Source organism: Peribacillus kribbensis DSM 17871 (assembly GCF_000430765.1).
Lineage (GTDB): Bacteria > Bacillota > Bacilli > Bacillales > DSM-1321 > Paraperibacillus > Paraperibacillus kribbensis.
This window is the reverse complement of record NZ_AUMQ01000022.1, coordinates 63058-76434: the sequence shown is the minus strand read 5'-3', so window position 1 is coordinate 76434 and position 13377 is coordinate 63058. Positions and strand designations below refer to the sequence as shown.

Here is a 13377-nt window from a genome sequence, read left to right as displayed (position 1 = left end):
CAAGGGTGAGATTCATGGGTGTTAAATTTAATTTAAATTAGGAAGGCACCGTTCTCCGCTTTTCGTTATCCCCGGAATGTGGTAGGATAGGGTAGAAAAATTTTAGTGATGATTGTGGTGAGGTCATGAGGGTTGTATCAGGCAGTTGTAAGGGAAGGCCTTTGAAGGCGGTTCCTGGTAATCAGACTCGTCCGACGACGGATAAGGTGAAGGAGTCTATTTTTAATATCATTGGCCCTTATTTTGAGGGAGGCAGGGTCCTGGATCTGTTTGCCGGCAGCGGCGGCCTTGGAATTGAGGCGCTGAGCAGGGGGATGGAGCAGGGGATTTTTGTCGACCGGGACCAGAAGGCTATACAGACCATTAAAGCCAATCTTGAAGCATGCGGTTTTGCAGGGCAGGCAGAGGTCTATCGAAATGAATCCGAGCGGGCTTTGAAAGCTATTATAAAAAGAGAACTTTCATTTGATCTTATCCTTTTGGATCCTCCTTATAAAAAGCATGTCCTTGAAAACTTGCTTGAGAGTATTATCGAAAACCGGCTCCTGGCTGAAAATGGAGCAATCGTTTGTGAATATGCCTCTGAATATACTCTGGATAAAGAATTCGAGGAACTGGAGATCTGGAGGCAGGAGGTCTATGGAATTACCGCGGTGACCATTTTCAGACATAAATAGCTTTTGAAGCGTTGAAATGTTAGTTTGTAAATACATACGGTTAAGACAAAGAGGAGAATATCAATGGGGAAAATAGCGGTATGTCCAGGCAGTTTTGATCCGATTACGAATGGACATCTTGATATCATTCAAAGGGGCGCCAAGGTTTTTGATGAGGTGTATGTAGTGGTTTTAAACAATTCCTCCAAGAGTCCGCTTTTTACGGTGGAGGAGAGGATGGAATTGATCAGGGAGGCGACAAAAAGCATTCCCAATGTAAAAGCAGGTTCTTTTCAGGGGCTTTTGGTCGATTATGCCAAAAGCATTCATGCGGATGCCATTATAAGGGGATTAAGGGCAGTATCCGATTTTGAATATGAAATGCAGATTACTTCCATGAACCGGTTATTGAATGAGCAGATCGAAACCTTTTTTATTATGACGAATAATCAATATTCCTTCCTGAGTTCCAGTATTGTGAAGGAAGTGGCTAAATATGGGGGAGACATTTCCGAATTAGTCCCGCCGATTGTAAAGGAAGCGCTCTTAAATAAATACACCAGTAAGCCAAATTAAAACCACAGGCTGTCTCATGAGATTAAACACCGCTCTCTTCATAGTGAAGACAGCAGATCAGTTTATCTGTGAGACAGCCTGTTTTTTTACAGGAGTTTCTTTGGATCTCGATTTATGCTTCGAAAAGCAATCAGAATATAAATAATGAGTGACCCCAGTGTAATCAAAGGCCCCAGCTTGGGCAGGCCGGAAATAAAGGCCGAAAGTATGGAGAAATGTCCGTCTCCGCCAGGAAGGGAACTGCTTGGCCGCCCTTCGAATACTTCGGGATAAAGCGGCTTCCATAGCAGCAGTGTGTATATGCCGGCGAAGATCCCCTGCATAATCCGTGCAAGGAAGAAGGGAAGAAATCGAATATCGGTCTCTGCAAGAATACTTGCTACCTGTGCCTGGACACTGAAGCCGCTGAAAGCCAGAATAAAGCTTGTGATGACAGCTTGCTGCATAAGAGCGGCATCCTGAACCTGGCTTGTCATCTGCGCCCCCAGCGTTATTTCAAAAATGCCTGCAATAAAGGGAATACTGAGTCCCTCGGATAGATGGAGCAGGCGGAGGACATCTTTAACGAATAGTGCCAGAAATCCTGTAATCCCCATCTCAAAAAGGAGTTTATTGACGACGGAAAATAAAATGATAAAACCCCCGATCATCAGGAGAGTATTAATGGAGGAAAGGACTGCATCACCGAGCATCTTTCCAATCGGCCTGTTATCTTTAATTCTTGTTCGGTGAAGAGCTGCAAGGGCTGCCCTGATTGAAACTTTCTTTTTCTTTTCCTTTGTATTCCCCTTGGATTCTTTTCCATAAAACCTCATAATAAGTCCTACGGTGAAATTCCCTAAATAATGGGACAAAGCCAAGATGATGCCTAAGCTCGTATTATAAAAGAAACCGATTGAGACAGCGCCGAAAATAAACAAGGGATTGGAGCAGTTCGTAAACGATACCAGCCTTTCAGCTTCTATGCGGGAAAGCTGCTTTTCCTGCCGCAGCCTCGCGGTGAGTTTTGCCCCCACAGGAAAGCCGGAAGCCATTCCCATGGCCCATACAAATCCCCCGACTCCAGGAACACGGAATAAGGGCCTCATGAAGGGCTCCAACAACACCCCTAAAAAACGGACAACACCAAAACCAATCAACATTTCTGAAACGATAAAGAAAGGCAGGAGGGAAGGGAAGACAATTTCCCACCACATATTTAGCCCCCTGATGGAGGCGTCAAAGGCCTGCTGGGGAAATTTGATTAGGGAAGCGGCTAGAAAGACAGCCAGGGAAGACAATATAACAGTTTTAAGCCTGGATTTAATCAATACTTGTCCCTCCATAAAGAACTCATACTCTGTAAGCACGAATTGAAGAATAAACATATACTTTTATATGAACTTTTTTCTAAGCGAAGCTTTGAAGCTCTTCTTGTCCTTATTTACACCATATACGGAAAGAGGGAAAATTAGACCAGTTGTTTGAGGCAGAATATAAATGAAAGGGGCGGCGGTATGAGAGAACCTAAGATCGGGCTCGCCTTGGGCTCTGGAGGTGCAAGGGGGTTTGCCCATCTCGGAGTTTTGAAGGTACTGAGCGAAGAGAAGATACCGGTGCATATGATTGCGGGAAGCAGCATGGGCGCGCTTGTGGGGTGCTTTTACGCAGCGGGGCAGGATCTTGAGTGGCTGTATAAGTTATCAAAGGCATTTAAGAGAAAATATTTTCTGGATTTTACTGTTCCGAAGATGGGGCTGATTTCGGGAAAGAAAATCAAGGATTTTATCAGGATTTTTACATATGGAAAACAGCTGGAGGAATTGTCGATCCCCGTTTCCGTTGTAGCAGCAGATATTAAAACCGGAGAAAAAGTACTTTTCACTTCTGGTCCGATTGCTGAAGCTGTCCGTGCGAGCATCTCAATACCTGGTATCTTTGTGCCTGAGGTGATTGATGGGAGAATGCTGGTTGATGGAGGTGTAGTGGATCGTGTCCCGGTTTCTGTTGCCCGGGACATGGGGGCGGACATCGTGATTGGAGTGGAGGTCGCCCACTTTAAGCAGGATATTGAAATTCAGTCTATTTATGATGTCATCCTGCAAAGTCTTGATATCCTTCAGCTGGAGATCGTGAAGAATAGGGAGTTTGAATCGAACGTGATGATCCGGCCAAGGGTAGAGGCATTCAGTTCGCAAGCATTTACAAATATAGAAGAAATGATTAGTATTGGAGAAGAAGAGGCCAGAAATAATCTGGACAAAATTTGTGAAGAGATCGAAAAATGGAGGGAACTAAATAAGAATGAGCCGTAAAGCGAAGTTAAGCTCGTTCATTTTCGTACTAATCTTAATACTTGCTTCCACTTTTATAACCCTGCCCTACTATGTAACCAAGCCGGGCATGGCAGAGGAATTGGATCCTGTCGTAAAAGTGGATGGCGGATATCATTCTAAAGGTGAATTTATGCTGACGACCGTCAGGATGGGAAAAGCCAATATTTATTCCTATCTAATAGCTAAAGCAAGTAAGTACCAGGAGTTATACCCTGCCAAAGAGATTCTGAGCGATAATGAAACGGACCAAGAATATAATTTCAGACAGCTGAATATGATGGAAGGCTCTAAGGAAAGTGCCATGGAAGTCGCCTATAAAAATGCCGGGAAACCTTTCAAAAGCATTTTTAAAGGCATTTATGTGATGCATGTCGAGGAAAAGATGCCTGCGGCCGATATATTGCAATCCGGAGACAGGATTGTAAAACTCGACGGAACTGCCTTCCAATCCTCCAAGGATTTCATTCATTATCTGAGCGGGAAAAAAGCCGGCGACCAGGTTGAAATCACCTTCGAACGAGGAAGCAGCCATTATACGAAAAAAGTGAAGCTTGCAGAACTTCCTGGTGAGAAGGGCAGGGCAGGCATAGGAATTACGCTGATTGATGACAGGGATGTGAAAACGGAGCCGAAGGTATCGATTGATTCAGAAAAGATCGGCGGCCCGTCAGCAGGGCTTATGTTCTCCCTCGAAATCTATGATCAGCTGAACAAGACGGATATGACCAAAGGATACAAGATTGCCGGAACAGGCGAAATTTTCCCGGATGGTACAGTAGGGCCGATCGGGGGTATACAGCAAAAGATTGTCGCTGCGGATAAAACGGGAGCCGAAATCTTTTTTGCTCCCAACGAAAAGGGCATTAAGGGCTCCAACTACCGGGAGGCGCTAAAAGCGGCAAAGGATATCAAAACTTCTATGAAGATTGTTCCTGTGGACTCATTTTCGGATGCGGTTAAGTATCTGGAACATCTAAAGGGAAAATGAGCTGAAAGAAGAGACTGGAAAAGGTAATTGTCCTTTTGACAGTCTCTTTTTTGCTTTCTAAAAAGATCTAAACTAATACTGGCTGTCGGTATTCTCTGTTCATAAAAGCATGCTGTGCAGCATGATTAAGCGGCAGTGAATAAATGACGGACACCTGGATATCCTTTTGCAGCCCCTCCTTAAAGGAAGAGGTTTTGGAAATCAAGGGCAGTCCAAACTTCTTTTTATTCTGATTCAAGTATTCCCTTCCTTTTTCGGTGGCGCCCAAAAGCCTTATGTATTCAGGCGTACTGGGCCAATGGCTTTTTTTTGTGTTTGTCAGGATATGAACAGAAGCCCTCTGCAGCCTTGTCCAGGTATATCTTTTGGTTTTCATGCGTTCCATAAAGTCGTGGAAGGAGCGTGCTTCAAGGGCATGTTCCATAAACCGGTACTCCAGACCTTCTTCCATTTCGCGTATTTCACGGAGCTCATCCGGGGAGGAGGAGAGGATCCGGTACTTAAGAAGATTCCAATAAAGCTCCCAATGATGAAAAACACCAAATTGGTTAAAATAAGATGTAAGCTCTTCGAGGGCTGCTTCGGGTATCTGCTTCAATATGGCATGCAGGCTGCCTTGGTTTTCAAACAATGCCTTTCTGATACTTGTGGCACTTGCGATAGCATGGCTTCCGAGAGAGGTGTCATGGTAATCTGCCTGAATCCTTTGAATGGTGCAGGGTTTGATATGGAAGCCGTTCTTTAAGGCAGCCAGCACATATTGAAGACCTAGAATGTTATTGGGTCTGCTTAAGTCGAGCATCTCCCTGCCTTCAGAAAGTTTATGAAAAGCCTGGCCCCTGGCTCTTGGGTAGCTTAAGCCTTCTTTGCTGTATTCCTTGAACAGGCTGTTGAATTCTTCCCTGTGGATGTCCATGAAGTGGGCTGCATCGAGAAAAGGCTCTATCGTCCCTTCTTCACTGCCGAAACAGACCGTTTCACAATTTGCGGCCTCAAGGATAGATACTGCACCGGCTGCGAATCGATCTGCCTGCTGGACAGAAAAGTCGTATGGCAGTTCAAAGACGATATCTGCTCCCGAGCGGAGAGCCATGGCGGCCCTCGACCATTTGCTTACAATGGCGGGTTCGCCCCGCTGAAGAAAGCTCCCGCTCATAACTGCAATGACAAGATCGGCTCCTGTCTCTTTAATGCTTTCCTGGATGTGATAGGAATGGCCGTTATGAAAAGGATTGTATTCAACCACAATTCCAAGTGCTTTCATGGTCCACCTCTTTATTTTTTATAAATCCATATAATTTGCCATTTTGATATATCATGTTAAAATGTATGTACTTTATAGAAGGAATTTCTTTGCTTTTTTTCTCTATTATAGTGTAAAGAAAAAATATTGACAAACGGTTAAATGACCGATATAATTACTTTTGTTGCTCACCCGAGGTGATTCATTTGAAATGGACAATTACCCAACTTCAGAAGTTCCGGGACAAAAAGCTTGAACTTGATGAATATGTAGATGTATCAGACATTAAAGAACTGGATACCCAAATCCGTGATGCATCACCTATGCATATCACCGGAAGAGCGGATATCAGCTCTTCGAAAGTGACTTTTCATCTTCATATAAAAGGAAAGCTGATTCTTCCTTGTTCGCGGACTCTAGTTGATGTAGAATTTCCAATCGATATTGAAACGATCGAAACTTTTCTTTTAAATACTGCTTACGATGTTTCCGATGCGGAAAATGCTTTTGCAGTGGAAGGCGACACTATTGATTTATTGCCTGTTATTAAAGAAAATATTCTAATCGAAATACCGATTCAGGTATTTTGTGATGATACAGATTCAGAGGATGCGGCTCCGCAGTCTGGGAAAGATTGGGAAGTTGTAACTGAAGAAGATCAAAAGAAGAAAATTGACCCTCGTTTAGCAAAACTGGCAAATTTCTTTAACGATGAAAACAACAATTCGTAAAAGTGCGAAAGATAACCTGTAACAAGGTTTCTTAGCCTGTTAACTCTTTTTAAGGAGGTGGGAATAATGGCTGTACCATTTAGAAGAACTTCTAAAACTGTAAAAAGACAACGTCGTACACACTTTAAACTCCAAGTCCCAGGTATGGTAGCATGCCCTAACTGCGGTGAAATGAAACTAGCTCACCGAGTTTGTAAGGAATGTGGAACATATAAAGGTAAAGAAGTTATCAGCAAATAATACATTTGCGGCACAGAGAATTATTTCTCTGTGCTTTTTTTGTATTCTTTGTTGCTTTTTTTAGAGTTTTGGAGGATGAATTTATATGGATGGAGGAGTTTGATGGGGGAGGCAATTGAGAGTGTTCTGGAAGACGGGGGGCTCCTTGTTCTGAAAATCAACCGGCCTGAGAGAAGGAATGCCATTAGTCATGAGGTGATGGAGAGGCTGGATGAAGCCCTGATTAGAGCGGCCGGGGACCCGCTTGTAAAAGTGCTGATGATTACCGGGGCGGGAAATCAGACTTTTTGTTCCGGAGGAGATTTAAAGGAGTTTCAGCATCTCTATTCAAAAGAAGAAGCTCTCTCTATGCTCTCTAAAATGGGAGGGATTCTATACCGGCTCCTTACCCTGGAAAAACCTACTATTGCCTATCTGAATGGAACTGCAGTGGGAGGTGGATGTGAACTTGCGGCTGCCTGTGATCTCAGGGCAGCTGTCCCTTATGCAAAAGCAGGCTTTGTTCAGGCGAATCTAGGGATCACTACAGGGTGGGGTGGAGGGTCCATTCTTTATGAAAAGCTTTCAGTCAGCTCCGCCCACACGTTTCTCTTAAGCGGAAGCTTATTCAGCGCTGCAGAAGCCAAAGGGCTGGGGTTTATTGATTTTATTGATGATGAAAGCGGGAAATGGGATGCTTTTCTTACCAGGCTGTTGAAAAAGGAATTAGGAGTGCTTACAGCTTATAAAAGGATTGTGGCGGGAAAATGGGAAGCATCCGGATTGAAAGGTAGAATGGACCAGGAAATCCTCCAATGTGCAAAATTATGGGCAGAACCAGCTCATCATGAAGCGGTAAAAAGGTTCCTGAAGCAAAAATAAAAGGAAAAGAAAAGTGATTTATCCGGTCTTTCTTCTTCTATCTTTTCTAGCAAGTGCATATGTATGAAGTAAAACTTGCAAGGAGTGAAGATGATGTCCATTGCCCGACAGGATGCCTGGTCACAGGATGAAGACCTTTTGCTTGCAGAGGTAGTTTTGCGTCATATAAGAGAAGGCAGCACCCAGCTAAAAGCTTTTGAGGAGGTAGGCAAGAAGCTTTCCCGCACTTCTGCGGCCTGCGGCTTTAGATGGAATTCATATGTAAGAAAGCAATATAAATCGGGGATTGAGCTTGCGAAAAAGCAAAGAAAGCAGAGTAAGAAAAAGAATCTGGAAGCACCCGTCCAGGCTGCCGTCCAGATTCAGCTCGAGAAGCATAATCATCCTCCTGAAGAGACGGCTATGCCTGCCCGTCCTGGATTTCTTCAGGATCCGCCGGCCAATCTTCATGATGTGATTCAGTTTTTGGTCCAATACGACCAGGATTATGGGAGTGGCGCGGAAAATGACAATATCAAGCAGGAGCTGGCGGCATTAAAGGCAGATTATGAGAATGTGGTCAATATCAATAAGCAGCTACAAGAAAAATTGCAAACTGTAGAAGAAGATTACAGGGCGCTGATCGGAATTATGGAAAGGGCGAGAAAGCTGATTTTTCTAGAGGAAGAGTCTAAAGATTCGAATGTGAGGTTTCAAATGGATAAAAACGGTAACCTTGAAAGAGTTAAAAAGTAGACGGTTGAGGCTGTCTCGGGAAGGCGGCATCAGAATCTTCATGGCGAATGATAAACCCTGAAGAAGCCATGCGAAACTGATGCCATAATAATGAGACAGCCTGACTATGAGTTTATGAAATGATATGCTACCCCCGTATTTCTTTAAACAAACCCCACCCCTAATTAAAAACATGCCATCTCTCCTTTATGGATCCCCCGTTTTCTTAAAGCCGTTTCCGAAACTTTTCTGTTATTCTATTTCCGTTATACTTTATGTTTGTTAATATGAAGAGAAAAGTATTACCAGGAGACGTTACGAATGAATATAGGTGTCATTGGCGGCGGGTCCATCGGCCTGCTTTTTTGCTCGTATTTATCAAAAGATTATCATGTTACTCTTTATACCAGGACCGAAAAGCAGGCAGCTGCCGTCAGGGAGAATGGTATTGTTTTAGAAGCGGAGGGACATTTCTCCGTCATCCATGTTGAATCCCTGCCCGTGAGTGAGCTTTCCTCGGGGGAAGATCTGCTCCTTGTATGCGTGAAAGAATATCATTTGGACAGTGTGATGCCTTATATAGAGAAAGCCGGATGTCCAGTGTTATTCATGCAGAATGGCATGGGGCATCTCACAAGGCTGCAGCATTTGAGCACAAAGAATATAGGAATAGGAATCACTGAGCACGGAGCGCTGAAGAAAAGCGCAAATCATGTTCAGCATACTGGCATCGGGGTAACCAGGACAGCCATATTCCGTGGCGAACCATCCGAATTCGATCTGAATGGGGACGAAAAAAATTTTCGTTTCGTCAGGGAGAAGGATTATTATAATATGATGTTGAAAAAACTTATAGTGAATGTCTGTATTAATCCCTTAACTGCCGTCCTGGGAGCAGCGAACGGGGAGCTTTTGACCAACTCTCATTTTCATAGCTTGTTCCTTGCCTTGTTTGATGAAGTTATGAATGTTTTGGAAATAGAGCACAAAGAGGAGCATTTTGATCATATTGTCAGCGTATGCAAGGCAACCGCCGGAAATAAATCCTCCATGCTTCGTGATATAGAAGAAGAAAGACAGACAGAAATTGATTCAATCCTGGGGTATGTACTGGGAGTAGGGGAAAAAAAGAGAATAGAGCCGGCCCTGTCAAAATATTTATACAGCATGATAAAAGGGAAGGAGCTTAAGGGGAGGAAATAGATGGCGACCATAGTGTCCATTCTGGCTGCTACGCTCATTACGGTGCCGCTTATCAGCTACATAATCAGTTTTACCGTTCTGAAACAAATCACTAAAAACCATCGCAGGTCTGTACAGACTTCTGCTGATATTACTGTTCTTTTCCTGGTGTTGTCTGTGCACTATCTCATTAAGGTGATTTGGGGCGTCTCTTTTACCGGATTTCTATGCATCGTGCTGCTCGCTGTAGCCGCAGCAGTTACGGTCATGAATTATAAATACCGGAAGGAAATTGATTTCAGCCGGATTTTCAAGGGTTTTCTCAGAATGAATTTTTTATTTTTCTTTATTGCGTATGTAGTTCTGGTCCTATATGGGACGATTCAAAGAATAACGGTAATGCTTATTTGAAGAATTTCCTTCCAAACCTCCCGTTTTTGGGACTGTTTTTTTGTTTTAAGCCAGGCTGGGTGATATACTTTTAAAAGGTAAGTTAGAGAGAAAGGAAGTACTCTATGGAAATTAAGGATCTTGTCTTGCCTTCAATCAATCAATTTGCATCTGATTATACCAGCGGCAGGCTAAAGACGGATAATTTTTTTCATTATGACTTGAATGATGAAAAAGTTTATGAAAAAAGATATAGCGAGTTAATGAACCGCCAGTTTTATAGAACTGAGCTTTCAGAAGCAATCCGGGAGTTCATGCGCCCGCTTGAAATAAATGAGCGTGTTCATCAAAACATAGAAGCTTTAAAAGAGGCTGGGACGGTAGCTGTGGTAGGCGGCCAGCAGGCAGGACTTTTAAGCGGGCCTTTATATACCATACATAAGGCTATATCCGTTATCTCCCTTGCCAGACAGCAGGAGAAGGCACTGAATAAAAAGGTGGTCCCTGTATTCTGGATCGCGGGGGAAGATCATGATTATCAGGAAGTTAATCATGTGTATATCCTGAAAAACGGCAGGCCGGAGAAAACCTCATACCCTTATTATTCAGCCGGGAAACCGATGGTATCTGATATAGGGCTCGACTATGAAACGGCAGTCTCCTGGGTAGAGCGTATTTTTGAGAGCTATGGAGAGACCGACCATACCAATGCGTTGATTTCTGGAATGAAAGAAATACTGAAGAATTCACGCAATTTTGTGGATTTCTTCGCAAGGCTGATGCACGAATGGTTTAAAGAATATGGCCTGCTGCTTATTGATGCCAGTGATATCAGGCTTCGCGGGCTTGAAAGCGGCTATTTCACAACCATGATCAAAAAAGCTCCGGAAATAACAGCAGCTGTTCTGGAGCAGCAGGAATTCATTGCTTCAGAAGGGTATAAAAAAGCCATTGAAATGTCTGGAAATGCAGCCAACCTGTTTTATTATGATTTGACCGATAAAGAAAGATCCCTGTTAGAACTGGACGGCAGAGGAGGCTTTACCGCACCTGGCCAGTCTTTCACAGAAGCGGAGCTTTTGCATATAGCTGAAACAGGGCCGGAAGCTCTCAGCAACAACGTGGTGACGAGGCCGTTGATGCAGGAATCTGTTTTCCCTGTGCTTGCCTTCATTGCCGGTCCGGGAGAAGCGGCCTATTGGGCCGAATTGAAGAAGGCATTTGAGCTGTTTGAGATGAAAATGCCTCCGATCGTTCCCCGGCTGAATTTCACTCTTGTTGAAAGACCGATTGCGGCCGATCTAGACGATCTCGGCTTGAGCCTGGAGGATGTTTTAACAGGGAAGACAGATGAATCCCTGCAGCAATTCATTGAAAAAATAAAAGATGAGAATCTAGAAAATCTCTACCAGCATATGCTGGAAAGTGTCCAAAAAGCTCATGCCGATTTTTCCAGCCATGCCTTGACCATTGATGCTGCCCTTGAGCCGCTGCTTAAGAAGAATCAGGAATTGATCCAGAAGCAGCTGGAATTCATACACGACAAAGCGGACGGCGCAAACAGAATGAAGTATTCGATCATTATCCGTAAATATGAGCGTGCAGCAGCATCCCTTTATCCTGGGAATTCTCCTCAGGAGCGGATCTGGAATCCATTTTATTTCCTTAATAAATATCCTGACCTCGTGCAGAAGCTTGCTGAAAAGGATTATGAATTTAATAACAAACATAAAGCTGTCTATTTATAAAGGGCAGAAAGGATTCGGGATGAGATCATTCCGGATCTTTTTTTATTTCTCGGGGACCTGTAAATATCTCCTCTTCCTGGGATGGTTTTGAAGCATTTCCATGTCTATATTAAAAGTTTTTTACAAACTGGTTTTCATCTATAAAATTGTGGTGAAAAGTGGGGGGATGTGGTACATTGAGAATAGAAAGTGGGGGTAGTGGCAGATGTTCATGGGCGAATACCATCATAACATTGATATCAAAGGCAGGATCATCGTGCCTGCCAAGTTTCGTGACAGCCTGGGAGAAGATTTTGTGCTCACCCGAGGACTTGATCAATGTTTGTTTGGCTATCCCAAAGAAGAGTGGAAATTGCTTGAAGAAAAACTAAAAGCTCTGCCGCTTACCAAGAAGGATGCGCGAGCTTTCACCAGGTTCTTTTTTTCAGGAGCCACCGAATGTGAACTCGATAAACAGGGACGCATCAATATCCCTTCGCCGCTGACCGCTTACGCCCATTTAGAAAAAGAATGTGTGATTCTCGGAGTTTCCAATCGAATTGAGATTTGGAGCAAACCTCTTTGGGAAGACTATTTTACAAATTCCGAAGATTCTTTTGCAGAAATCGCTGAAAATATGATTGGCTTTGATATCTAGTGTTCAGCTTTTTTCGCAAAATGATTATGTTCATTCGATTGGATGTGGATTTATGTCAGTGTTTCAACATACTACCGTTCTGCTGAAAGAGACGGTGGAAGGCTTGAATATTAAGCCTGATGGAATTTATGTGGATTGTACCATGGGAGGAGCGGGCCATAGTGAATACCTATTGTCCATGCTCTCGCCGCAGGGAAAGCTGTATGCATTTGACCAGGATGAAACAGCAGTGGAAAATGCCCGAAAAAAACTTGAGAGATATGGGGAACAGGTAACCATTATCCAAAGAAACTTCAAGCACATTGCTGAAGAATTGGAAGCCCGCGGCGTACATAAGGTTGACGGGATCATCTATGATCTGGGAGTTTCCTCCCCCCAGCTCGATACCCCTGAGAGGGGATTCAGCTATCATCATGACGCACCGCTTGATATGAGGATGGACTTAAGTGCAAAGTTTTCAGCGTATGATGTAGTCAATACCTGGACCTTTCAAGATTTGACCCGGATTTTCTTCCAATATGGAGAGGAGAAATTCTCTAAGCAGATTGCCAGGAAAATCGAGGCTGCCAGGGATATCAAACCTATTGAAACTACTTTTGAATTGGTAGAACTGATTAAGGAAGGAATACCGGCTCCCGCAAGAAGAAAAGGGGGACATCCAGCTAAGAGGATCTTTCAGGCAATCCGGATTGCGGTGAATGATGAATTGGGTGTTTTTGAGGACTCCCTTCACCAGTCCATCGGCCTTCTGGCCCCGGGCGGAAGAATATCCGTAATCACCTTTCATTCCCTGGAGGACAGGATTTGCAAAACAGTGTACAAGAAGTTAGGTGAAATCCCTCCGCTGCCTCCTGGACTGCCAGTTATACCGGATGAATACAAGCCGATCATAAAAATCATTACAAGAAAGCCTGTCATCCCAAGTGAGGAAGAGCTCGGACAAAATAACCGTGCCCGTTCAGCGAAGCTTCGGATAGCTGAAAAGATGCAGGAAATTTTCCCTAAAAAAATGTAAAGTTTCTGGTGCAGAAGCCGATATATCTTGCAGATAAACCTTCTAAAGAAGGATACAACCGATAGAAAAAGATTTTGAGGG

Annotated in this window: 15 protein-coding genes; 13 read left to right on the top strand and 2 right to left on the bottom strand. The window is 43.7% G+C overall.

What is annotated here, in order from left to right; genetic code table 11:
* Window positions 1-125 precede the first annotated feature (125 nt).
* Window positions 126-677 (top strand): 16S rRNA (guanine(966)-N(2))-methyltransferase RsmD, encoded by a 552-nt coding sequence (gene rsmD, locus H539_RS0102165; RefSeq protein ID WP_026692143.1) that lies wholly within the window; start codon window positions 126-128, stop codon window positions 675-677.
* Window positions 678-740: 63 nt separating this feature from the next.
* The gene (coaD, locus tag H539_RS0102160) at window positions 741-1232 is read left to right on the top strand and encodes a pantetheine-phosphate adenylyltransferase (RefSeq protein ID WP_026692142.1); all 492 of its coding nucleotides are present in this window, start codon (window positions 741-743) and stop codon (window positions 1230-1232) included.
* 86 nt (window positions 1233-1318) lie between these two features.
* On the opposite strand, the gene ylbJ is transcribed toward coaD, so the two are convergent.
* Entirely contained in the window at window positions 1319-2542 is a 1224-nt protein-coding gene (gene ylbJ / locus H539_RS0102155) for a sporulation integral membrane protein YlbJ (protein ID WP_026692141.1), read from the bottom strand.
* A 186-nt stretch (window positions 2543-2728) separates the two neighbouring features.
* On the opposite strand from ylbJ, the gene H539_RS0102150 reads away from it, so the two are divergent.
* Both H539_RS0102150 and H539_RS0102145 read left to right on the top strand, forming a co-directional pair.
* On the top strand, window positions 2729-3526 hold the full coding sequence (locus tag H539_RS0102150) for a patatin-like phospholipase family protein (protein ID WP_026692140.1): 798 nt from the start codon (window positions 2729-2731) through the stop codon (window positions 3524-3526).
* On the top strand, window positions 3516-4535 hold the full coding sequence (locus H539_RS0102145; protein WP_026692139.1) for a SepM family pheromone-processing serine protease: 1020 nt from the start codon (window positions 3516-3518) through the stop codon (window positions 4533-4535). The genes H539_RS0102150 and H539_RS0102145 overlap by 11 nt, the downstream gene beginning before the upstream one ends.
* Window positions 4536-4602: 67 nt before the next feature.
* Here H539_RS0102145 and H539_RS0102140 read toward each other — a convergent pair whose 3' ends face one another.
* Window positions 4603-5799, bottom strand: a complete 1197-nt coding sequence (locus tag H539_RS0102140) for a nucleotidyltransferase (protein ID WP_026692138.1) — start codon at window positions 5797-5799, stop codon at window positions 4603-4605.
* A 185-nt stretch (window positions 5800-5984) separates the two neighbouring features.
* On the opposite strand from H539_RS0102140, the gene H539_RS0102135 reads away from it, so the two are divergent.
* The 9 genes from H539_RS0102135 to rsmH all read left to right on the top strand — a co-directional run bounded on the left by H539_RS0102135 (window position 5985) and on the right by rsmH (window position 13296).
* Complete coding sequence (locus H539_RS0102135; protein WP_026692137.1) at window positions 5985-6509, top strand: YceD family protein; 525 nt, start codon at window positions 5985-5987, stop codon at window positions 6507-6509.
* A 66-nt stretch (window positions 6510-6575) separates the two neighbouring features.
* Complete coding sequence (rpmF, locus tag H539_RS0102130; RefSeq protein ID WP_026692136.1) at window positions 6576-6749, top strand: 50S ribosomal protein L32; 174 nt, start codon at window positions 6576-6578, stop codon at window positions 6747-6749.
* A 102-nt stretch (window positions 6750-6851) separates the two neighbouring features.
* Window positions 6852-7610 carry an enoyl-CoA hydratase/isomerase family protein gene (locus tag H539_RS0102125; protein ID WP_035321800.1) on the top strand — a complete coding sequence of 253 codons (759 nt, stop codon included), beginning with the start codon at window positions 6852-6854 and terminating at the stop codon, window positions 7608-7610.
* Window positions 7611-7703: 93 nt separating this feature from the next.
* Window positions 7704-8345, top strand: a complete 642-nt coding sequence (locus H539_RS0102120; RefSeq protein WP_026692134.1) for an RsfA family transcriptional regulator — start codon at window positions 7704-7706, stop codon at window positions 8343-8345.
* Window positions 8346-8645: 300 nt separating this feature from the next.
* A complete protein-coding gene (locus tag H539_RS0102115) occupies window positions 8646-9527 on the top strand; it encodes a 2-dehydropantoate 2-reductase (protein WP_026692133.1) in 882 nt (293 codons plus the stop codon).
* Window positions 9528-9917, top strand: a complete 390-nt coding sequence (locus tag H539_RS0102110; protein ID WP_026692132.1) for a DUF3397 domain-containing protein — start codon at window positions 9528-9530, stop codon at window positions 9915-9917.
* Between the two features lie 104 nt (window positions 9918-10021).
* A complete protein-coding gene (gene bshC, locus H539_RS0102105; protein ID WP_026692131.1) occupies window positions 10022-11644 on the top strand; it encodes a bacillithiol biosynthesis cysteine-adding enzyme BshC in 1623 nt (540 codons plus the stop codon).
* Between the two features lie 205 nt (window positions 11645-11849).
* Complete coding sequence (gene mraZ / locus H539_RS0102100) at window positions 11850-12281, top strand: division/cell wall cluster transcriptional repressor MraZ (RefSeq protein WP_026692130.1); 432 nt, start codon at window positions 11850-11852, stop codon at window positions 12279-12281.
* A gap of 58 nt (window positions 12282-12339) precedes the next feature.
* Window positions 12340-13296 (top strand): 16S rRNA (cytosine(1402)-N(4))-methyltransferase RsmH, encoded by a 957-nt coding sequence (gene rsmH / locus H539_RS0102095; RefSeq protein WP_026692129.1) that lies wholly within the window; start codon window positions 12340-12342, stop codon window positions 13294-13296.
* The last annotated feature ends 81 nt before the right edge of the window (window positions 13297-13377 follow it).